Here is a 21,118-nt window from a genome sequence, read left to right on the forward strand (position 1 = left end):
AGGAACTTAGAAAAAAAATTTTTAATTTGAAAAATTATTCCTTGGCAGATAGAGATTTTTCTGCCTCAAAGATTGATATGTTGTAAAAAATCGCAAAATAGTTTTAGAACAATTTAATGAGGTAAACAAGCTTATTAAGACTCCAATACCTAATGTTGCCGCAAAACCCTTAACAAAATTTGTTCCTAATAAAAACAATACAAAACAACTAAGAAGAGTTGTAATATGGCCATCAACTATGGATGAATTAGCTCTTTGAAAACCGCTATCAATAGATCTTGTAAGAGTATTACCGTCATTTAATTCTTCTCTAATTCTCTCAAATATAAGAATATTTGCATCAACAGCCATACCAATGCTAAGTATAAGACCAGAAATTCCAGGTAAAGTTAAAGTTACAGGAATTAAAGAATATAGGGCCAAATTAAAGAAACCATAAAGTACTAGAGAAAGAACTGAAACAAAACCTAGAATTCTATAATTAAAAATCATAAATATACCAACAAAAATTAATCCACTAATTGCTGCATAAAGACTTTTTAAAATATTTTTGGATCCCAATAGAGCTCCTATTGTATTAGTTTCTACTATTTCTATTGGCAATGGCAATGAACCACCTTTAAGTTGAACCTCTAATTCTCTAGCATCTTCAGCACTAAAATTACCGCTTATTGTTGCTGATCCACCTGTAATCCCAGTACTAGCAAACTGACTACCAACACTAGCTTCACTTATTGATTCGCCATCAAGAATAATAGCCAATAGTTGATTAGTTCCAGCAACTGACTTTGTGATTTCTGAAAACTTTTCACCTCCTGAATTACTAAAAGTTAATAAAACTTCCCAATTACTATTTGTTTGTTCTTGTCTCCTTCCTGCGTTAATAAGATCCTTACCAGATAAATCTGTTTTAATAAATAAATTTATAATTTCTTTATCAATATATTTTTTGATTTCAATTAACTTCCCATATAAATCATTACTAGTAGATGCGTAATTCAATTCTTGCTCTATATCTTTAAGATCATCTTGAATAACTTTTAGGAAATTGTCATCATTTTGACTTTTTTCTGAAAAGGAATATTGTTCAATTAATTCTTTAATACTAAATCTCTGTAATTGCAGGGTTTTTAAATCTTTAGATGTTCCTTCTTTTTGGGTTCTAAATTCTAATAAAGCAGTCTTACCTAATACCCTTGAAGCAACTAATGGATTTTGTTCACCTGGTAATTCTAAAATCAATTGATCTCCACCGAGGGTTTGCAAATTAGACTCAGAAACTCCTAAATTGTTAACACGCTTATCTATAACAGAATTGACTGCTTCAAGTTCATCCCTAGTTACGTTACCTTCTTCTTTAATAATTTGTAGTGTAAGTTGAGAACCCCCTTGTAAATCCAATCCCAACTGTAAGGGATAATTTACTAATAGATAAACAGATAAAGTAAGTAGAAATATAATAAAAAAAAGCCAACCTTGCCTTCTTTTCATTGTTTATATACTCCCACCAATTAAGTCTTCAACTTTTTCAACTATTTGATGTGGTTGGATTATTGTCAAATTCTCAAGATTTCCATTATAAGGAGTTGGAATATCCTGACTAGATAATCTAATTGGACGGGTATCAAGATCATCAAAACACTCTTCTGTTATCAAGGCAATTAATTCTGCACCAATACCTCCAGTCTTCATACATTCTTCAACAATAATTACTTTATTTGTTTTTCTTATTGATTTTGAGATGGTATCCATATCAAATGGTTTTAAACTTATTAAATCTATTAACTCAACATCTATTCCTTTTTTTTCTAATTCTTCAACAGCTTTAAGGCAGTGATGCCTCATTCTTGAATAAGTCAATAAAGTAATATCTTTCCCTTCTTTTACAACGTCAGCCTGATCTAAAGCGCAAGTATAATCACCCTCAGGTAATTCTTCAGATAAGTTGTATAAAAGAACATGTTCGAAAAATAGAACCGGATTATCATCTCTTATAGCTGCTTTCATTAAACCTTTAGCATTTGTAGGTGTACTACATGCAACAATCTTTATGCCAGGAACTGCATGGAAATATGCTTCAAGTCTTTGACTGTGCTCAGCACCAAGTTGACGACCAACTCCTCCAGGTCCACGAACTACTGCTGGTATTTTATAATTTCCGCCACTTGTATATCTAAGCATACCCATATTATTTGATATCTGATTAAAAGCTAAAAGCAAAAAACCCATATTCATTCCTTCTACTATTGGTCTTAAGCCAGTCATTGCTGCACCAACAGCCATACCCGTAAAACTATTCTCTGCAATTGGAGTATCTAAGACTCTTAACTCTCCATATTTTTCATATAAATCCTTAGTTACCTTATAAGATCCTCCATATTGACCAACATCTTCCCCCATAACGCAAACATTTACATCATTTGACATCTCTTCATCAATTGCCTCTTTCAAAGCATTAAATAATAATGTTCCAGCCACAATTAATTACCTAATTAATCACATCTATAATCCTACCACTTTGAATAATTCAACCTCCTTCAGCGAAGGTTATGAGTAGTAATATTGATAAAATCATTCCAGGTGACAGCAAAAGGACTAAAAGGCCTAAGTCATGTAAAGACATTCAAAGAAGGTGTTTTCTTCATAATATTGGCAATTCAATTTTTCTTCAGAAAAAAACTGCGAATAAATACAATAAAAAGGCCTATACCTATAAAAGCAAAAGAGAAAGTTAGCAAAAAAGATAATCCAATTATTAAGGTATTAATACTAGAAGAAATATTTTGGACTATTTCAGAAGAATTAGATGGTTTATGTACTGAAAAATAAATTACAATTTTATTACTTAAAAAATAAAAAAATATAAATAATAAAAAACTTGTTAATGATCCTACAATAAAATTTAATGGTCCTTTTTCGGGAATGTTTTTTTCAATATTCTCATTATTATTATCAGCCACAATAAAATTTTGAATTAAAAAAAATTAAATGAATGTTATTCCCTTTTCAAGGAAAGTGCAAACCCATGAATCGTAACCTTTATTTCTAAACAATTTATAATTTGCAGTTAATTCTTTTTTAGCAGTCTCTATATCTTTAAAAAGTGCAAAGCATGTAGGGCCTGATCCACTCATTGAAAATGTGAGACAATTTTCTAATTTAGAAAGTAAATATAATGCTTGCTTTACAGAATCATTTTCATTTTCAACAACTAACTGCAAATCATTTTTAATAGATAAATGTTGATTATCAAAATTAAATTTATTTAAACCATTATCTCTTAAATTTTTTCTTATGTTCTCAATCATTTCTCTATCAGTAAGATATTGATCACAAAATCTATTACTATATTTTTTATAAGTTTCAGCTGTAGATACTGATACATTTGGATTTTTTAAAAGAATTACTCCATATTCAAAGTTTGAATCTAATTTCTCTAAAATTTCTCCTCTTCCAAAACATAATTGAATACCACCATTTATAAAAAAGGGAATATCAGATCCTAAAGTAGATGCTAATGAACATAATGTTTCTTGATCTAAGTTCAAATCCCATAACTTATTAAGACCAATTAATGTTGCTGCTGCATTACTGGATCCACCAGCTAATCCTGCGCCAATTGGAATATTTTTTCTTAAAAATATATTCGCACCGTATTCTATATTTGATTTTTTCCTTAATAGGTTTGCTGATTTAACAATTAAGTTATCCTCAGATAAGCTTAAATCATTACAATCAGATTCAAGTTTAATTAAACCTTCATTATTAATTTCCAATTCTAAATAATCAGAAAGATCGATATTTTGCATAATCATTGCTAACTCATGAAATCCATCCTCTCTTTTCCCAATAACTTCAAGGTGCAAATTTATTTTGCCAGGAGATTTTATATTAATTTTCGTTTTAGCTAAATCTTGCATATACTTGAACTTTTATTTTTTAATTTTAATACAATTTTCTGCAAGCTTAATCCATTGGTCAATTGAAATATCTTGTGGTCTTAAATTAAAACAAATTTTTGAAGATTCAGATAATTCATTTATCTCTTCATTTGAAAGTATTGAATTAAGAGTATTTCTAAGCATTTTTCTTCTTGAATTAAATGAAATTCTAAGAAGTTTATCTATATATTTTTCTAAACTTAAGTCCATTCTTAAATCATTTTTAATTGGTTCGAAAACTACTAAAGAAGAATAAACTTTTGGAGGCGGACTAAATGATGAAGGCGCTACATCACATATTCTTTTTATTTTTGATAAAAGTTGCATTCTTATACTAAGCGCACCAGCATTAGGACCACCTTCTTTTGACAAGATCCTATCTACAACGTCTTTCTGCATTAAAAATATTATTTTTTCGTAATTATAGTTTCTTATAATGCCCAATCGACCTATGAAAATATCCAATATCGGGCCAGTTATATTGTAAGGAATATTTGCAATCACTTTTGTAATCTTCTTATTAATAGAATCTAAATCTACAGAAAGAATATCTCCCTGCTGCAGTGAAAACTTATCATTATTAGTGAATTTATCATTTAATAAATTTATTAAATCTTTATCTAATTCAATTGCATGTAATTTTTTTATTTCTGAATCTAACAACTTAGATGTTAAAGCTCCTTTACCAGGACCAATTTCTAAAATAAAGTCATTTTCATTAAGAACAGCAACTTCTTTAATTTTTTCTAATATTTTTTTATTTACCAACCAATGTTGTCCAAATCTTTTTTTTTGATGATAGTTTTTAGAATTCATCTAAAAGATAAATAATATGTTTAAATTAAATATAAATTTATTTAATACTTTATATCATGAGCTTATCAAAAAAAAATTTAGATAAACTCAATAAATTTAAAAAAAAGAAAAATTTAAATAACGAAAGTAAAAATATAAATAATTACACAAATATAAATAATAATGATAATTTAATCACCAATTCACTTAATTCAGAAGATCCCAATGAAATTTTTTATTCGTTAATTGATAATTCAGAATCTTTAGAAGAAACTTCTAACGTTAATAATTCACTAAGAAAAAGTGAGCTTAATAAAATTAATATGAATTCTAAAAAAGATAATATTTCCAAGAAATTAACAACCGAAGAGGAACTATATGATGAATTTAATTATCTTCTTGATGAATAATTAGTTTTAATATTTACTTATGCTTCAGAGTAATAGATTAGCAATTTATGCTATCGGCAAAATAAAAAAACTTTGGATTAGAGATGGAATTAATCAATATAAAAAAAGAATGCCTGAACTTATCATTAATGAGTTAAAGACTTTTAATTTAAATAATCTTAGATCTAATAACAATATTATTATATGCCTAAGTGAAGAAGGGAAACAGTTTAATTCAGTTGAACTATGTTCCTTACTCTTGAATTTTAAAAATAAAAAAATTAATTTCTTAATAGGTGATACTGATGGAATAAGTTCAGATATAAAAAAAAATTCAGATCTTATATTTAGTCTTTCTCCTTTAACTTTTCCTCATGAATTAGCTAGATTAATCCTTGTCGAGCAAATCTATAGAGCTATTTCTATATCTAACAACTCCCCTTACCATCGTTCTTAAAAAAATTAGATTTAATCTAAAATTAATCTATAAAACTTTAATAACTAACTATTCTTTGATTTTTTATTGTATAGTACATTTATACTATTAATTCAAGTCTTGGATTCCTTTGATTCAACTACTAAAAGGTTCGGAATTCCCTTATTAACTGATTCGATATCAGCAGGGTTTCCTTCTCCTGCAGATGACTATACGGAAGAAAATATTGATTTAAACGAACATTTAATATCTAATCCGTTTAGCACTTTTTTTCTTAGAGTTAAAGGTGACTCAATGATAAATGCAGGAATTAAAGATAAAGATTTAATAATAGTAGACAAGAGCTTAACAGCCAGGCCAGGGAATATCATCATTGCGATGATAGACGGAGAATTTACAATAAAAAGATTATCTATAAAAAATAATGAATTATATTTAAAAGCAGAAAATCATAATTATCCTGATTTTAGATTTAAAAACCATATTGATGTGCAGATATGGGGAGTTGTTATTTATTCAATACATAGCTATTTATGAGAATTTCAAATATTGATGCAATAGCTCTTATAGATGCTAATAATTTTTACGCGTCATGTGAACAAAATATTAATCCTCATTTGAGAAATAAACCAGTAGTAATTTTATCTAATAATGACGGATGTATCATTGCAAGAAGCCCTGAAGCACGAGCTTTAAAAATTAAAATGGGAACTCCGTATTTTAAGGTCAAAGAAAGACTAAATAAACTAGATGTAGCAGTCTTAAGCTCAAACTACTCGCTTTATGGGGATATGAGCAGAAGACTAATGAATTTACTGAAAAACTACTGTGAACAGATAGAAATTTATTCTATTGACGAAGCATTCGTCTCGATTTCTAGACCTAATGATGAAAATCTATATCCTTGGGCAAGAAGCATAAGATCATTAATATATCAGAATCTAGGGATTACCATAACAGTAGGAATAGGAGAAAATAAAGTAAGAGCAAAAATTGCTAATAAACTAGCTAAAAATATTGATTATTCAGCTGGAATATTTGATTTAGCTAGAACCGAAAATGAGAATAATTATTTGAAAAGAATTAGTATAGATAAGATATGGGGAGTCGGAAAACAAACCTCTAATTGGTTGCAAAGTAAAGGTATTAAAAATGCGAGAGAACTAAGAGATATGGAAGAAAATGAAATCATTAAGAAATTAGGCATCGTAGGGAAAAGACTGCAATTAGAACTGAAAGGCCATAGATGCCTGCCCATAGAAAAAAACAAGAAATCAAAAAAAGAAATTCAGGTGAGCAGGAGTTTCGGCACGCCTATCACAAAATTAGAAGACTTAACTCAAGCACTGGCAACTCACGCAATAAAAGCCTCTGAAAAAATGAGAAGTCAGAATTTGCAATCATCCAATATTAGAGTATTTGCTAGAACCAGTAAATATTCAAGTCAAAATTATCAAAGAAGTGCTCATAGAAAACTTACAAATGCAACAGATGACACAAACAGCATTTTAAAAATAGTAGTTGAATTATCTAAAGAAATTTATAATCCCGAATATAAATTCTCAAAAGCTGGTGTTTTAATGCAGGATTTAACAAGTAGCGAATATTTACAGCAATCAGTTATCAATCATAAATCTCAGAAAGACCTAAGAAAATCAACAAACCTTATGAGAACGATTGATTTATTAAATAAAAGATTTAATAATAATGCAATTACGTGGGCTATTACAAAAAATCCAAAAAGTTGGACGATCAATAAGAATTTTTTAAGTCGCTCATCTACAACTGATATAGAACAAATACCAACTATAGTGAAGTAAACAAAATAAAATGGAATTTATAATATTTTTAAGCAAATTAGATAGAGAGATTCTTGACTTATTAACAAAAGCAAACTACATAGTTGAAGAAAATAAAATTGAATGTCTCTTAAACAAAGAAATAAAAGGGCTACATAATTTTAAAGAAAGTAAAATAATAATATGTACTGAAAATGCAAAAAGGAAAACAAATTATAGGAATAAAAAGCAGCTACCAAACAAGGACAACTTCAAAACAGAAAGGGCAATAAGAAAAGCATTAAGACATGAAGCAACTCATGCAATACAAAGATGTAATAACAATAGAACAATAGGGGATATAAAAAAATTAGAAACTAAATTGCATCAAAGCAAGAGAAAAGCGTTAGAGTTCTCTACATCAAATTTTTCTGGCACTTATGCAAAAGAAGTAGAAGCTTATGTTCTTGAAGATAAACCCAAAAAGGTTAAAAACTTAATTAAAAAATACTGTCTTTAAATTTAAAGTCAACGTGTTAATTAGCAATGAAATTACCACAGCGTTGTTTATCTAAAAAATTAATATGTTGTCTTTCTAAATAATATAATTCCTGAAATTTAATAGCGTCTGAATTTAAATCCTTAAAAAGATCGTCTATCTCTTTACTAGTATTTGAAGGCCCTGAAGAATTATCAATTAAGATAGATATACAATTTTCTAAAGTTTTTAATCTTTGAGATCCCCAAGATTCGATCAAGTGCCTACATCTTTTTAAAGAATTATATTTCTCAAGAAGTGATAAAGTTCCAAGTAAATTGTCCTTAGGATTGCTCAGCAATGTTAAAAACAACTCATTTGGATTAATAAAAATATTAATTTTATTTGATGATTGATGATTATTAAGCGCTAAGTAATCTGGTAGAAGTGAAATTAAGTTAATAGCAGAAAACTCTTTTTGAAGGATTTGACTATTTGGTTTTTTTAAATCATCTAAATAATTTAAACCCAAATTATTTTGTTCAATTTTTGAAATAATTTCCCATAAATTTTGAATATAATTAGTATTAAAAAAATTAATTTCTCTTTTGAGAAATTCATCACGAATAAATAGCCTAAGATCTGGACAATGTAAATAATAAAAAATTATTTCAGATTCATTTTTCTCACGCCGAGAAATTTCATTTGGTTGTTCAAATTTTTTTGATCTACCATGCCAACGAAATCCTTTAACTTGATTTCTTAAATCTTGTTCAAACTGAATCGCCAACCTAGCTTGACCCTTACTTAATCTTTCAGAAACTTTTTGTAAGTAATGAGTTCTGATTGATGATTGAGGTAATTTACTCAACAATTTCACTAATGAAGAAATAACACTCTGGAAAATTTCTGACTTAGTTAGGTCTTTATCCTTAAAGATTTGATCAATCTCCCAATCAATCCAAAAAGAAGAATTATCAATTAAATTAAAATAATCTTCTGGAGTATGACTATTCAAAAATTCATCAGGATCTTTAAAATCTCTAATTTGAAGTATCTTTAGATTAATTTGATCATGAAGAGATAGACTCTCGACTTCATTTATTACTCTTTTTGTAGCTAATATTCCTGCATTATCAGAATCAAAATTCAAGATTATATTTTTATTATCTGTGCATCTACATAGTTGAGATATTTGATACTTATTTAGAGCGGTACCTAGGGAAGCTACAGAATTAGTAATGCCTTTTGAATGCAGAGAAATCACATCAAAGTAACCTTCAACAATAATGGCCTTATCTCTTTTTCTAATACTGCTAGAAGCTTTTTCGAATGCAAACAACATTTTTCCCTTTTCAAATATCTCTGATTCAGGTGAATTAAGATATTTGGGCTCTTGTCCGTCAAGAGATCTGCCCCCAAAGGCTACTACTCTTCCCTGCATATCATGTATTGGAACAATTAATCTATTTCTAAAACGATCATAAATCTTGTCAGAATTATCTTTAGAAATTGCAAGACCTGAAGATAATATTAGATCAATAGGAAATTTTTCTACCTTGGATAGATAATTAAATAAATCATTCCAAGAATTTGGAGCGAAACCTAATTCAAAGTTATCAATAATTTTATTATTCAAGTTTCTCTTTGATTTTAAATATTTCATTGCTTCAACACCGAGAGAATTATTTAATTGAGACGTAAACCAATTTTTTGTGACTCTTAGTATTTTATAAAGTTCTTCCTTTCTAGATAATTGTTTTTTATATGCTTCTAATTGGGGACCTTCAAAATTTTCAACATTAATATTATTTTTTTTGGCAAGAGATAGTACAACATCAGAAAAGTTTGCACGAGTAAATTCCATTAAAAATTTAATAGAGTTACCACCAGCCCCACAAGAAAAACAATAATAGAATTGTTTACTTGGTGATACTGTCATAGATGGCTTGGTATCATCATGGAAAGGACAAATTCCTACAAATTCCTTCCCTTTCTTCTTAAGAACAATATGTTCAGATATAACTTCAACAATATCTGCCTTTTCTTTAATCTCCTGAATAGTTCTAGGGTGTATAGAATGAACCATTGAGAATTTATCAAAAAGTAAATTATGATTTATTTGTTATAGTTCAAAATCTAATAAGAATCTACTTAATTTCACAATAAAAATATTTTTTTAAATGATAAATATCGAGGAATTAGAAAAAAAATTCAATTCATTGAATAAGTTTAATTTGGTATTTGCCTCTTTCTTCTTTAGTTTAATGACTTTGTGCGTAAAAAATATCGATAAAAGAATACCTATTTATGAATTGGTTTTCTTCAGATCAATGTTAAGTTTAATAATTACATTATTCATAATTAATCTAAAAAATATAAGCCCTTGGGGCAAAGACAGACCATTACTTATCTTGAGGGGTATTTTAGGAACCCTAGCTTTAGTTTGTATTTTTCATGCCATAAGAAATATGCCTCTTGGTATATCTACTGTCATTCAGTACACATATCCTATCTTTATATCTATATTTGCTGGAATATTTATAAATGAAAAAATAACTCGTAATTTAATTTTTGCTTTAATTATTGGCTGGATTGGAATATTAGTAATTATAAATCCAACTCAATTATCAAATATAAACGCTGAAATTAAAAATATGTCAATTTCGATAGCATTTCTAGGGGCAATCTTCACTGCATTAGCCTACGTTACAGTTAAGAAACTTTCATTTACTGAAGATGTTTATGTAATTATTGAATATTTTCCACTTGTTTCTTTTATAACATTATTGCCAATTGTCTTAATCAAATGGGTTACCCCAAATTGGAATGAATTATTTTGGATCATTGGAATTGGCTTATTTACTCAATTAGGTCAAACTTTCTTAACTATAGGATTAAAAAATTTACCTGCTTCTGATGCTTCAGCAATTAACTATCTACAAGTTTTATTCGGTTCAATATGGGGGGTTTTGTTTTTTAGTGAAATAATTAACATAAAATTTATATTGGGAGCCTCACTAGTTTTATTAGGAACTATTATTTCTACTACCAAAATCATCAAAAAGGCATAGAATATTATAAGAGTAAAAAAAACGTTGAAATTTTTCTATTTAGCTTTTATTTTTTGTTTTTCTCCTATTCTTCAAGTTAATGCAACAACTCCAAAGTCAGTAACTTGTACAAGAACTGAATATAGAGAGGAATATATACCTGGCACAAAATCAAACCCAGGCTACGTAAAAAGTTATGAGGTTGATGTAGTAATTCCCTGTGGTGGTGAACGACAAGCTGAAAAAATTGATGACAATGACTGTAGTGAAGGTTCAGTTATTGGCGGCATTCTTGGTGCTGGAATAGCCCTATCCTCCTCTAGAGGGAAAGATCGATTTTGGGCAGTGCCTGCAGGTGGGACGGCAGGAGCGTTAATTGGTTGTCAGGTGGATGGTGGTTAATTGATTAGTTGGATAAGTGGAGATCTGATTGAGTCATGGGAAACCAATCAAAAATTTTTTGTTTTAATAAATTGTCAAGGATTAGGATATGAACTTCAAATACTAGAATCATTTTTTTTCAAACTAAAAACAAATCAGATTTCTAATAAAAACATTACTTTTTGGATAAAACACATAAAAAGAGAAGATTCTGATTTGTTTTTTGGATTTATATCTAAAGATCAAAAGAATTTTTTTATAGAAATAATAAATATTAGAGGTATTGGATCTCAAATAGCTATGTCTCTATTAAATAAATTATCCATCAGTGAAGTTATCAATGCCATTAATACAGAAAACAAAAAATTAATTTGTTCAGTTCCAGGTATAGGTCAAAAAATGGCTGAAAGGTTAATTCTAGAATTAAAAGGTAAATTTAATAATGAATTGAAAATTAATGAAAAATCTTACAAAGATGAAATTCCAATTAGGAATAATAAACTAGATAAAATGTTCGAGGACCTTAATTTAACACTTCAGTCTCTAAACTATACCAAGAAGGAAATTAAAAGTATTTTGCCAATTATAAAAAAAGATAAAGAAGTACTTACTAATGAAGAAAAAAATATATCATTTGAATCTTTATTAAAGTTGGCAATGAATCATTTAGAAAACGATAGTGGTAATATAGTCAGATAACGTAGTAATATAGTTAAAAGTTAAACAATTTTATGTCATTAGATACTGCTGAAAAACAGGAGCTTATTAAAAGCCACCAAGTTCACGCTACTGATACGGGATCAGCAGAAGTTCAAATTGCAATGCTTTCAAAAAGAATTTCGAAATTAAGTGACCATCTTCAAGGCAACATTCATGATTTTGCTTCAAGGCAAGGATTATTAAAAATGATTGGGAAAAGGAAAAGATTACTATCTTACATAAAAGATAAAAACATCCAAAAATATCAAGACTTAGTCCAAAAAATAGGAATCAGAGGATGATTTCTATCTATGAAAAAAAAACAATCAAAAAAAAAGATACTTAATAAAAAGAAAAAAATAATATCTGAAAAAACAGCTTTTTCTAATATAGAAAACAAATCTAAAACTGTAATTAAACCAAAGCCTTCAACAAGCGGGATACCAAAATATGTAGCTGATAGAATGGCTAGAAGAATTTTTTTTACTGCAGGAATACCGACAATAATGGGCATGTCAGTATTTATTGTTAGTTATTTTATCGTTACAAGAAATATTGCCGAAATACCTCCTTCATCAACTATTGCAATTTCAGCATTGTTTTTCTTATTAGGTCTTGCAGGCTTGAGTTTTGGAATACTATCAGCAAGTTGGGATAAGGAGCCAGGCTCTTTTTTCGGTATCGAAAATATTCCAATGAACATAGAACGAGCTAAAGCGGCATTTAAGCCTGCAACTCAAAATTATGAGGAGAAAAATTAATCTAGGAAACTAAAGATTTTAAGTTAACTTGGAAAGATTTATCCTCTAATAATTTGAATGCTCCTTGTATATCTCCAATACAAAATTGTTCCCCAAATTTGACGTAGGTAACACTATTTTTATTCCTTACTGCTGCTATAACTGGAATCTTGATTCCACATCTACCTTTATCTGGCTTAAATTTAATTAAACAGTCTCTTAAAGTATTTTGCACTCTTACATCTGAGGCTTGAGAACTTTCAAGATTAATAATAAGCAATTTAAGGTTATCTATTTCTCTACAATCATCAATTATTAATTGAGTTTTATCACTTTTTTTATCTATTGTTCCCCACAATAATAATCTTGTATCAGTCAAAAGAAATTCTGATAATCTTACATAGGTTTTTGGAAAAACTATTGCTTCACAACTACCAGAAAGATCTTCTAGCTGAACTATAGCCATCCTATCTCCTTTTCTCGTTGTGATTTGCTTCAAATCAGGAATCATTCCAACTAAAGAGACTTTGGTTCTATCTTTTGTTTCTTCTAACTGTGAAATGCTTACAGGAGATATAAGTTTTGCTGGTTTAGTTAAATGTTTTAGAGGATGATCAGATAAGTAAAAGCCTAATAGCTGTTTTTCTAACTTTAACTTCTCAATAAGTGAATAATCATCAACCTTAGCTAATTGTGAATCTGAAAAAGCTATATTAGAAAATTCTTCTTTAGAGTCAAATAGATTTCCTTGTCCTGATAACCTATCACGATTTCTTGAAGAGGCCCATTCAATAGCATATTCTAGATCTGACAATAACTGAGCTCTATTATTATCATTTGAAAACTCATCTAATGCTCCACAATGAATGAGAGATTCAAGACTTCTTTTATTAAGAACATTAGAAGGCAAACGATCGCACAAATCAGATAATGACTTAAAGATTCCAAAAGTATTACGGTTTTCAATTATATTTCTTATGGCAGAATCTCCTAAATTTTTGATCGCAGAAAGACCGAATAATATCTGATTATTCTTAATAGTGAAATCAACCCCAGAGAAATTAATGCTTGGTGAAATAACTTCTATTCCCATGGAATAACAATTAGAAATATATCTTTGCATCTTGTCGCTGGAACCAGAATTTACACTTAAAAGGGCTGCCATATATGCAACAGGAAAATGAGCTTTTAAAAATGCAGTTTGATAAGTTACAGCGCCATAAGCAGTTGAGTGACTTTTATTAAAACAATATTCTGCGAATAAAACCATTTGATCAAAAAGATCATTTGCTAATTTTTCATTTACTCCTTTCTTCATAGAGCCCTCGACAAAAATATTCCTATGTTTTACCATCTCTGATACTTTCTTTTTCCCCATTGCTCTTCGAAGTAAATCAGCATCCCCTAAAGAATATCCAGCTAAGTCTTGAGCAATTTTCATAATTTGTTCCTGGTAAACCATAATTCCGTAGGTTTCCGTGAGAATTGACTTAATAAAAGGATGAGGGAAATCAACCTTTTCGTTACCATTTTTTCGATTTATGAATTTAGGTATAAGGCCTGCATCAAGAGGACCAGGTCTATAAAGAGCCAATATGGATGAAATATCCTCTAGAGAGTTAGGTTTGAAATCTTTTACGACTTGTTTCATACCAGAAGATTCAAGTTGAAAAATGCCTTCAAGGTCTCCTCTACCAATGAGGTCAAAAGTTTTAAAATCATTTTGAGGTAAATCATCAATATTTATTATCTTTCCAGTGGATTGATTAATCAGAGAAACTGTCTTTTCAATCATCGTAAGATTCTTAAGACCCAAGAAATCCATTTTCAATAATCCAAGAGATTCAATATCATCCATAGAATATTGGGTTATTATTTGACCTTCATTATTCCTTTGAAGTGGTACAAGTTCATCAAGAGGATCTGATGCAATAACAACTCCTGCAGCATGAACCCCATATGTTTTATTAGTTCCTTCAATTCTTAAAGCCAAATCAATCCATTTTTTTACACTATTGTCATTAATGTATTTATCCCTAAACTCTTGGCTGGGAGAATTCTTATCAATCATTTCATTGAGTTTATAAGGTTTCCCTCTTACAACAGGTATTAACTTGGCCAATTTATCGGCCTCTCCATAAGGAATATCTAGGACCCTAGCAACATCTTTTAAAACCGCCTTAGAAGTCAATTTATTGAAAGTAATTATTTGCGCAACTTTGTCCTCTCCATATCGATTAGTAACATAATCAATAACTTCATTTCTTCTATCAATACAAAAGTCGGTATCAATATCAGGCATCGACTTTCTTGCAGGATTTAAAAATCTCTCAAACAATAATCCATGCTCAACTGGATCAATATTTGTTATTTGAAGAGAATAAGCGACTAGTGAGCCTGCAGCAGAACCTCTACCAGGGCCTACTGGGATAGAGTTATCTCTCGCAAATTTTATATAATCCCATACAACCAAAAAATAGTCTGGGAAGCCCATATCTTTTATTATTTTTAATTCCGTAGATAGTCTTTTTTTATAAATCTCATCAACTTCTGTAAGATCCTTTTTTTTAAGTCTCTTTAGAAGACCCTCATTAGAAAGTTTTGTAAGCAGAGAGAAAGAATCTTGCTCTTCCTTAAGAGGAAATTTTGGCATTCTATATTTACCAAACAATTCAAATACTTCAATTTTCTCGGATATTTCTACAGTATTGTTGACTGCCTCTCTAATTGATTCATCATCAATATGATCTCTAAACAGTTCAAGCATTTCATTTTCACTTTTAATATATTCTGTGCCGGTATATCTCAATCTTTTTTCATCGCTGATTAGTTTTCCTGTTAATACACAAAGTAAAGCATCATGCGCTTCAACATCCATATTGGATATGTAGTGAGCATCATTTGTCGCAATAACTTTTATTTTATGCTTTTTACCAATTTTTAATAATTCAACATTAACAATTCTATCTTCAATAGAGCCGTGATCTTGTATTTCTAGATAAAAATCATCTTCAAATAATTTTTTATACCAAAGAGCAATATCCTCTGCTACATCTAATCTTCCTTTCAAGATTGCCTGAGGTATCTCTCCCCCGAGACAAGCGGTAGAAACTATAAGACCCTCTTTATATTTCTTTAAAAGAAATTTATCAATACACGGTCTAGAAAAAATACCTCTACCTCTCATGCCATTTAGATGACTGATTGTAGTCAACTTTACGAGATTTTTATAACCAGTACGATTTTTAGCTAACACTACCAAATGATATCTTTTCTCTTTTTTAGGCTGAGGATCATCAATAGAGCCATTAATCACATACATTTCATTACCAATAATTGGTTTTATACCTTTCTCTTTACACTTTTTGACTAAATCAAGAACTCCATACATGACGCCATGATCGGTAAGAGCAATAGAATCAATCCCAAGATCACAAGCTCTATCTACAATTTTAGAAATTTGACTTGCCCCATCAAGCAAACTGTAGTCACTGTGATTATGAAGAGGAACGAAACCCATATTTAATCTATTTATATATATAAGATAGAGAAAATTTCTAAAAGGTCTATAATTTAAAATTAAATTTTATTTATTAATACAAATTTAGAATAATGGTCTATTCTTAATTACTTGAGCATCTATTTCGAAAATATGTGCAGCATTCAATATTCTATCTTCTTCCAAAACATTTCCAATTAGTTGAAGTCCTATAGGTAATCCCTTAGAATCAAAACCGCAGGGAATACTGATAGCAGGTAGTCCAGCTAGATTAGCGGGTACAGTTAAGAGATCCGACAAATACATAGAAAGTGGATCATTTGCAAAATCGCCCTTCAAAAAAGCAGTTGTTGGACAAGTTGGAGTTAATAAAATATCAACTTTCTTAAAGGAATTATCAAAATCTTTTCTTATCAACGTTCTTACTTTTTGTGCTTTCTTGTAATAGGCATCACTGTATCCAGCTGATAAAGCATAAGTTCCTATCAAGATTCTTCTTTGTACTTCATCGCCAAATCCTTCAGCCCTGCTTTTTGAAGTCATATCTATAAGATTTGAAGCTTCATCTGATCTATAACCATATTTAACTCCATCATATCTGGCTAAATTTGCAGATGCTTCAGACGGTGCAATAACATAATACGTGGCAATTCCATCGGTAAACCTAGGGCACTCAACTTCAATAATTTCTGCTCCTAAATTTTTAAATCTCTCAACTCCCGAAAGAACAGATTCTTTCACTTCTGGATTAAGACCTGGATGTTCAAAACATTCTTTTATAATCCCAATTTTTAAATCCTTTATAGATTTATTTAAATCACTTAAATAATTTGGCACTGGTTTATTTAGACATGTTGAATCTAAGGGATCCTTTCCAGATATTGAATAGAGTATTTCAGCTGCGTCTGAGACAGTATTCGTAATTGGTCCAATTTGATCAAGTGAGCTTGCAAATGCTATTAATCCCCATCTACTTACTCTTCCATAAGTTGGCTTAAGTCCAACAACACCGCAAAAAGAAGCTGGTTGCCTTATTGATCCACCAGTATCAGAACCTATTGCAGCAGAACATAATCCAGCGGCAACTGAAGCTGCACTCCCTCCTGAACTCCCTCCTGGTACTCTATCAATATCCCAAGGATTTGAAGTGACCCCAAAGGTAGAAGTTTCTGTTGAACTACCCATTGCAAATTCATCCAAATTTGTCTTGCCAAGACAAATACCACCTGCAGCCCATAGTTTACTTGAGGCTGTTGATTCATAAGGCGCAACAAAACTTTTAAGCATTTTGCTTGCACAAGTAGTTAAAACTCCCTTAGTGCAAATATTATCTTTAATTGCTATTGGCATTCCCGCAAGAGGAGGGAGTATTTCTTCATTAAGAATTAATTTATCTATATTTTCGGCTTGTATTATCGCATTGGCTTTTGTAGTACAAATATATGAATTGATTTCAGGATCTTTTGAATCTATTTTTAAAAAAATATCATTTATTAGTTCTTTAACAGAAGCATTTTTACTATTAATTTCATTTCTGAAGGAATTAAAATCCATTTCCAAACTTATAACTTAAAAATTTTAGATTATCAAACAGTTAGAGGTTCTTCTTTTTTACAACGTATCAAGCTATGTTTAATATTTTTAGAACCTTCATCGGAGAGGTCATTAATAAAAGAAGTCAAGTTTTCTTTTAAGCTGCGTTTTGTAATAAAAGGACCAAACCAATAAGTAGTATTAGGTTGTTGAGTCTCAATCTTAGCCCACCAAGCTAGTCCGAGTTTGTTTCCAAAATTTCTAATCAATTTTTCAGGTCTTTAAAGACCATTAATTCTTGTTAAATTCTATACAATTTTGAAGTAAAAATTCAATAAATGTTCATTTAATATATTGAAACTGCAATATTTTAATAAAAATAAATACATTAATTATTTAGAAAATAATTAATTGCTCGTTAGATGAAATAGTGATATTGCCGCTGCAACTGATGCATTTAAACTTGATGTCTTACCTTTTAATGGAATATTTAATAGGAAATCGCATTTTTTTTGAGTTAGCAAAGAAATACCTTTATCTTCAGCTCCTACAATTACTACCATGGGAGTTTTTTCATAAAACCGTGAGATAGATAACTTAGCATCTCCAGTTAATCCAATAATAAGAAAACCATTTTTTTTTAACTCTTCTATTGACCTATTTAAATTAATAACTCTACTTACTGGCAAGTATTCCAAAGCTCCCGCAGCAACCTTTGCAACTGTACCAGTTAATCCCGCTGACCTTCTTTGAGGAATAATAATACCTTTGCAATCAAATGCCTCTGCTGATCTTATAATTGCACCAACATTATGTGGATCAGTAATGCCATCTAATGCAAGAATAATTGGATTGGCAGTATTTTTCTTAGACAGTTCGATTAATTTTTCTAGAGATATTGTTTTAGAGCAAGCTAACTGCAACGCCACGCCTTGATGTGAAGCCCCAGAAGTCAATTGAGAAAGTCTGTTCCAAGAAACTTCTTCTATGAGAACTCCTTTTGATTTAAGTTCCTTAAGTAGGATATAGAATTTTTCTGAAGAAAAAATTTCTGATGTACACCAAATCCTATTAATAGCACTCTCACTAATAAGGGCCTCAAAAACTGAATGTTTCCCCCAAATCCAGTCATTATAATTTTTTTTATTTGGAAGATCATGATAAATATCTGGAGATTTATTAAAATCTCCTTCATAAGATTTATTTGTTGGCTTTCTTCTCAAAGATGAAAAGCGACTTCTATTTTTATCAGTTTCATATAAATTATTAATACCTTTATTTTTAGAAGAATTGTTCAGAATTCCATTAATTTTATTTGAGGGATTTGTGTTTTTAAAATATGAATTGGAATCAGAATTTTTTTTATTTTGTTTACGATTCTTTCCAGAAAAATAATTTTTAGATGTGTTTTTCATTGATTAATTAAGTTTGAATATCAAGGTATTCAAAAAGAGTTGATAATCTTTGAGGATCTTTCAAAAATAGCCAACCAATAATAGTTTCAAAACCAGTTGCTCTTGAGTAAATTGTAGGGTCTGATGACTTTGGGTATCTCCTTGTTTTATTTCTAGCTCTTCTAATTAAATCAATTTCATTTGCATTTAACAAATGTTCGATTTGACTAAGAGATTCTGATTGAGATTTTGCCTTTACTTCATTAACTACTGATAAATGAAGTTCTTTTGATTTCATAGGAAAATGAACATATCTTAGTCTTTGATGTAGTTCCCATACTGAATCCCCAAGCCAGGCTAGTTGAATAACTCCTATTTCCTCGGGAGATCCGAACGGAACCAAATTTTGAATCCAATAATTCAATTTTTTAAATAAGTTATTGCATCTTCAAGACTTGACTTTAAGTTAAGGAATTCACCTAAGCGGACAAGTTTAATAGTTTGTGCAACTCTCGAATTACCAACAACTGAGAAACCTAACTTTAATTTTTTACATTCTTTAGCTGTCTGAACAAGAGCTCCAAGACCGGAAGAATCTAGAAAATCAATTTTTGAAAGATCAATAACAAATGGAAGCTCATTTTTTAAATTATTAGTTACAAAAGTTTTAAATTGTTTTTCTGAGAAGGCATCAAGTTGGCCCTTAAAAGTAAAAACGATAATATTTGTTTTTACATCGATGTTTCCTCTTAAAGAAACCGTCAGCTTATGGAAATCTTCTATGATCTAATTCCTCCAAAAAATTAATACATCAAATGTAATTATCAAATCAAAAGAAAACAATATGTCAACATCTTTCTAACATTAGAGAAACAAATTTCTTAAATAAATAATCTGAATCATGCGGACCAGGACCTGCTTCTGGATGATATTGAACGCTAAATATTGGCTTATTATTAACTTCCAATCCTGCAACTGTACTATCATTAAGGTTATAGTGGGTGATTTTGACTATTTCCTTTGAGAGAGAATTAGGATCAATTGCAAAACCATGATTCTGACTAGTAATCTCAATTTGATTATTCTCTCCACAAGGATGATTTAAACCACGATGTCCAAAAGGAAGTTTATAAGTAGAACCTCCTAAGGCTATTCCAAATATTTGATGGCCTAGACAAATTCCAAACATAGGTATTTCGCCATATTCAATAAGTGATTTGGCTAAATCTATACCTTCACTAACCGAAGAAGGATCTCCTGGACCATTTGAGAAGAATATCCCATCAGGATTATTAGATAAAACATCATTCAAAGAAGATTGTGAAGGTAATACCAAAATTTCACAACCATGAGAAACTAGTCTATTCAAAATAGATTTTTTAATACCAAAATCAATTGCTACAACTTTTAGTGTATTAGGCTTTTCAGAATATCTTTTTCTAAGATCAAAACTTGTTTCTGTAGGATTACGCCAAAAATATTGTTTTTTTGTTGAAACTACTTTTGATAGATTCAATCCCTCCATTTTTGGAGTTTTATTTATTAATTTTATACAACTTTCTTCAGTTCTCTCTTCAGAGGTAATAACCCCATTCATAGAACCGCTGGATCTTAAAATTTTGACAAGAGCTCTTGTATCTATTCCGTAAAGACCTATGATATTTTTTTCTACTAACCATTCATTAAAATTTTTTAAAGATCTCCAATTACTATTATTTGATGAGTAATTTCTAACAATTATTCCTTTAACGCAACCACTAGATTCTGAATCTTCAGAATTAATACCAGTATTACCAATCTCTGGATAAGTGAATGTTAATATTTGTCCATAATAGCTTGGATCTGTAATAACCTCTTGATACCCAGTCATTCCAGTATTAAAAACTATTTCACCAACAGCAGTTCCAGAAGAGCCAAAAGAAAATCCAGGGAATATAAATCCATTACTTAAAACTAATTTTGCATTTTTTTTAAAGGGATTAATCATCTATGTGATATTAGA

Annotated in this window: 23 protein-coding genes; 10 read left to right on the forward strand and 13 right to left on the reverse strand. The window is 29.8% G+C overall.

Going from position 1 to position 21,118, the window contains the following annotated elements; translation table 11 throughout:
- Positions 1 to 21 precede the first annotated feature (21 nt).
- The 5 genes from secD to rsmA form a co-directional block, all read right to left on the reverse strand.
- Entirely contained in the window at positions 22 to 1,491 is a 1,470-nt protein-coding gene (gene secD / locus HA144_RS04770) for a protein translocase subunit SecD (protein WP_209042972.1), read from the reverse strand.
- Positions 1,492 to 1,494: 3 nt separating this feature from the next.
- Entirely contained in the window at positions 1,495 to 2,478 is a 984-nt protein-coding gene (locus HA144_RS04775; protein WP_209042973.1) for a pyruvate dehydrogenase complex E1 component subunit beta, read from the reverse strand.
- A 179-nt stretch (positions 2,479 to 2,657) separates the two neighbouring features.
- A complete protein-coding gene (locus HA144_RS04780) occupies positions 2,658 to 2,960 on the reverse strand; it encodes a DUF3082 domain-containing protein (RefSeq protein ID WP_209042974.1) in 303 nt (100 codons plus the stop codon).
- 24 nt (positions 2,961 to 2,984) lie between these two features.
- A complete protein-coding gene (gene ispE, locus HA144_RS04785) occupies positions 2,985 to 3,920 on the reverse strand; it encodes a 4-(cytidine 5'-diphospho)-2-C-methyl-D-erythritol kinase (RefSeq protein WP_209042975.1) in 936 nt (311 codons plus the stop codon).
- A 12-nt stretch (positions 3,921 to 3,932) separates the two neighbouring features.
- A complete protein-coding gene (gene rsmA / locus HA144_RS04790; protein WP_209042976.1) occupies positions 3,933 to 4,757 on the reverse strand; it encodes a 16S rRNA (adenine(1518)-N(6)/adenine(1519)-N(6))-dimethyltransferase RsmA in 825 nt (274 codons plus the stop codon).
- A gap of 56 nt (positions 4,758 to 4,813) precedes the next feature.
- Between rsmA and HA144_RS04795 the strand changes: the two genes are divergently transcribed.
- The 5 genes from HA144_RS04795 (at position 4,814) to HA144_RS04815 (ending at position 7,859) form a co-directional block, all read left to right on the forward strand.
- A complete protein-coding gene (locus HA144_RS04795; RefSeq protein WP_209042977.1) occupies positions 4,814 to 5,146 on the forward strand; it encodes a hypothetical protein in 333 nt (110 codons plus the stop codon).
- 19 nt (positions 5,147 to 5,165) lie between these two features.
- Positions 5,166 to 5,582, forward strand: coding sequence for a 23S rRNA (pseudouridine(1915)-N(3))-methyltransferase RlmH (locus tag HA144_RS04800; protein WP_209042978.1), 417 nt, complete (start codon positions 5,166 to 5,168; stop codon positions 5,580 to 5,582).
- A gap of 99 nt (positions 5,583 to 5,681) precedes the next feature.
- Positions 5,682 to 6,098, forward strand: coding sequence for a LexA family protein (locus HA144_RS04805; protein WP_209042979.1), 417 nt, complete (start codon positions 5,682 to 5,684; stop codon positions 6,096 to 6,098).
- Entirely contained in the window at positions 6,095 to 7,381 is a 1,287-nt protein-coding gene (locus tag HA144_RS04810) for a Y-family DNA polymerase (RefSeq protein WP_209042980.1), read from the forward strand. Before HA144_RS04805 ends, HA144_RS04810 begins: the two co-directional genes overlap by 4 nt.
- Positions 7,382 to 7,391: 10 nt before the next feature.
- Entirely contained in the window at positions 7,392 to 7,859 is a 468-nt protein-coding gene (locus HA144_RS04815) for a serine hydroxymethyltransferase (RefSeq protein ID WP_209042981.1), read from the forward strand.
- A gap of 16 nt (positions 7,860 to 7,875) precedes the next feature.
- Here HA144_RS04815 and dnaG read toward each other — a convergent pair whose 3' ends face one another.
- Entirely contained in the window at positions 7,876 to 9,906 is a 2,031-nt protein-coding gene (gene dnaG / locus HA144_RS04820) for a DNA primase (RefSeq protein WP_209042982.1), read from the reverse strand.
- A gap of 94 nt (positions 9,907 to 10,000) precedes the next feature.
- On the opposite strand from dnaG, the gene HA144_RS04825 reads away from it, so the two are divergent.
- The 5 genes from HA144_RS04825 to HA144_RS04845 are packed head-to-tail and all read left to right on the forward strand — an operon-like array spanning position 10,001 to position 12,711.
- Positions 10,001 to 10,891 (forward strand): DMT family transporter, encoded by an 891-nt coding sequence (locus HA144_RS04825; protein ID WP_209042983.1) that lies wholly within the window; start codon positions 10,001 to 10,003, stop codon positions 10,889 to 10,891.
- A 24-nt stretch (positions 10,892 to 10,915) separates the two neighbouring features.
- Complete coding sequence (locus tag HA144_RS04830; protein WP_209042984.1) at positions 10,916 to 11,272, forward strand: glycine zipper 2TM domain-containing protein; 357 nt, start codon at positions 10,916 to 10,918, stop codon at positions 11,270 to 11,272.
- Positions 11,273 to 11,950 (forward strand): Holliday junction branch migration protein RuvA, encoded by a 678-nt coding sequence (gene ruvA / locus HA144_RS04835; RefSeq protein WP_209042985.1) that lies wholly within the window; start codon positions 11,273 to 11,275, stop codon positions 11,948 to 11,950. It begins immediately after the preceding gene.
- 32 nt (positions 11,951 to 11,982) lie between these two features.
- Positions 11,983 to 12,252: a 30S ribosomal protein S15 gene (gene rpsO, locus HA144_RS04840; RefSeq protein ID WP_209042986.1), complete on the forward strand. Its 270-nt coding sequence runs from the start codon at positions 11,983 to 11,985 to the stop codon at positions 12,250 to 12,252.
- A gap of 9 nt (positions 12,253 to 12,261) precedes the next feature.
- Positions 12,262 to 12,711 (forward strand): PAM68 family protein, encoded by a 450-nt coding sequence (locus tag HA144_RS04845; protein WP_209042987.1) that lies wholly within the window; start codon positions 12,262 to 12,264, stop codon positions 12,709 to 12,711.
- Between the two features lies 1 nt (position 12,712).
- On the opposite strand, the gene HA144_RS04850 is transcribed toward HA144_RS04845, so the two are convergent.
- From HA144_RS04850 to carA, 7 genes are all read right to left on the reverse strand, one after another.
- Positions 12,713 to 16,210, reverse strand: coding sequence for a DNA polymerase III subunit alpha (locus tag HA144_RS04850; protein ID WP_209042988.1), 3,498 nt, complete (start codon positions 16,208 to 16,210; stop codon positions 12,713 to 12,715).
- Positions 16,211 to 16,294: 84 nt separating this feature from the next.
- Positions 16,295 to 17,743: an Asp-tRNA(Asn)/Glu-tRNA(Gln) amidotransferase subunit GatA gene (gene gatA / locus HA144_RS04855; protein ID WP_209042989.1), complete on the reverse strand. Its 1,449-nt coding sequence runs from the start codon at positions 17,741 to 17,743 to the stop codon at positions 16,295 to 16,297.
- 32 nt (positions 17,744 to 17,775) lie between these two features.
- Complete coding sequence (locus tag HA144_RS04860) at positions 17,776 to 17,991, reverse strand: DUF1816 domain-containing protein (protein WP_209042990.1); 216 nt, start codon at positions 17,989 to 17,991, stop codon at positions 17,776 to 17,778.
- Positions 17,992 to 18,129: 138 nt separating this feature from the next.
- On the reverse strand, positions 18,130 to 19,137 hold the full coding sequence (rlmB, locus tag HA144_RS04865; RefSeq protein WP_209042991.1) for a 23S rRNA (guanosine(2251)-2'-O)-methyltransferase RlmB: 1,008 nt from the start codon (positions 19,135 to 19,137) through the stop codon (positions 18,130 to 18,132).
- Between the two features lie 7 nt (positions 19,138 to 19,144).
- On the reverse strand, positions 19,145 to 19,540 hold the full coding sequence (locus HA144_RS04870; RefSeq protein WP_209042992.1) for a ribonuclease III domain-containing protein: 396 nt from the start codon (positions 19,538 to 19,540) through the stop codon (positions 19,145 to 19,147).
- The gene (locus HA144_RS04875; RefSeq protein ID WP_209043230.1) at positions 19,537 to 19,902 is read right to left on the reverse strand and encodes an STAS domain-containing protein; all 366 of its coding nucleotides are present in this window, start codon (positions 19,900 to 19,902) and stop codon (positions 19,537 to 19,539) included. The genes HA144_RS04870 and HA144_RS04875 overlap by 4 nt, the downstream gene beginning before the upstream one ends.
- Positions 19,903 to 19,963: 61 nt before the next feature.
- Complete coding sequence (gene carA, locus HA144_RS04880; protein WP_209042993.1) at positions 19,964 to 21,103, reverse strand: glutamine-hydrolyzing carbamoyl-phosphate synthase small subunit; 1,140 nt, start codon at positions 21,101 to 21,103, stop codon at positions 19,964 to 19,966.
- Positions 21,104 to 21,118: the final 15 nt, after the last annotated feature.

Source organism: Prochlorococcus marinus XMU1404, assembly GCF_017696175.1.
GTDB classification, from domain to species: Bacteria; Cyanobacteriota; Cyanobacteriia; order PCC-6307; family Cyanobiaceae; genus Prochlorococcus_A; species Prochlorococcus_A marinus_X.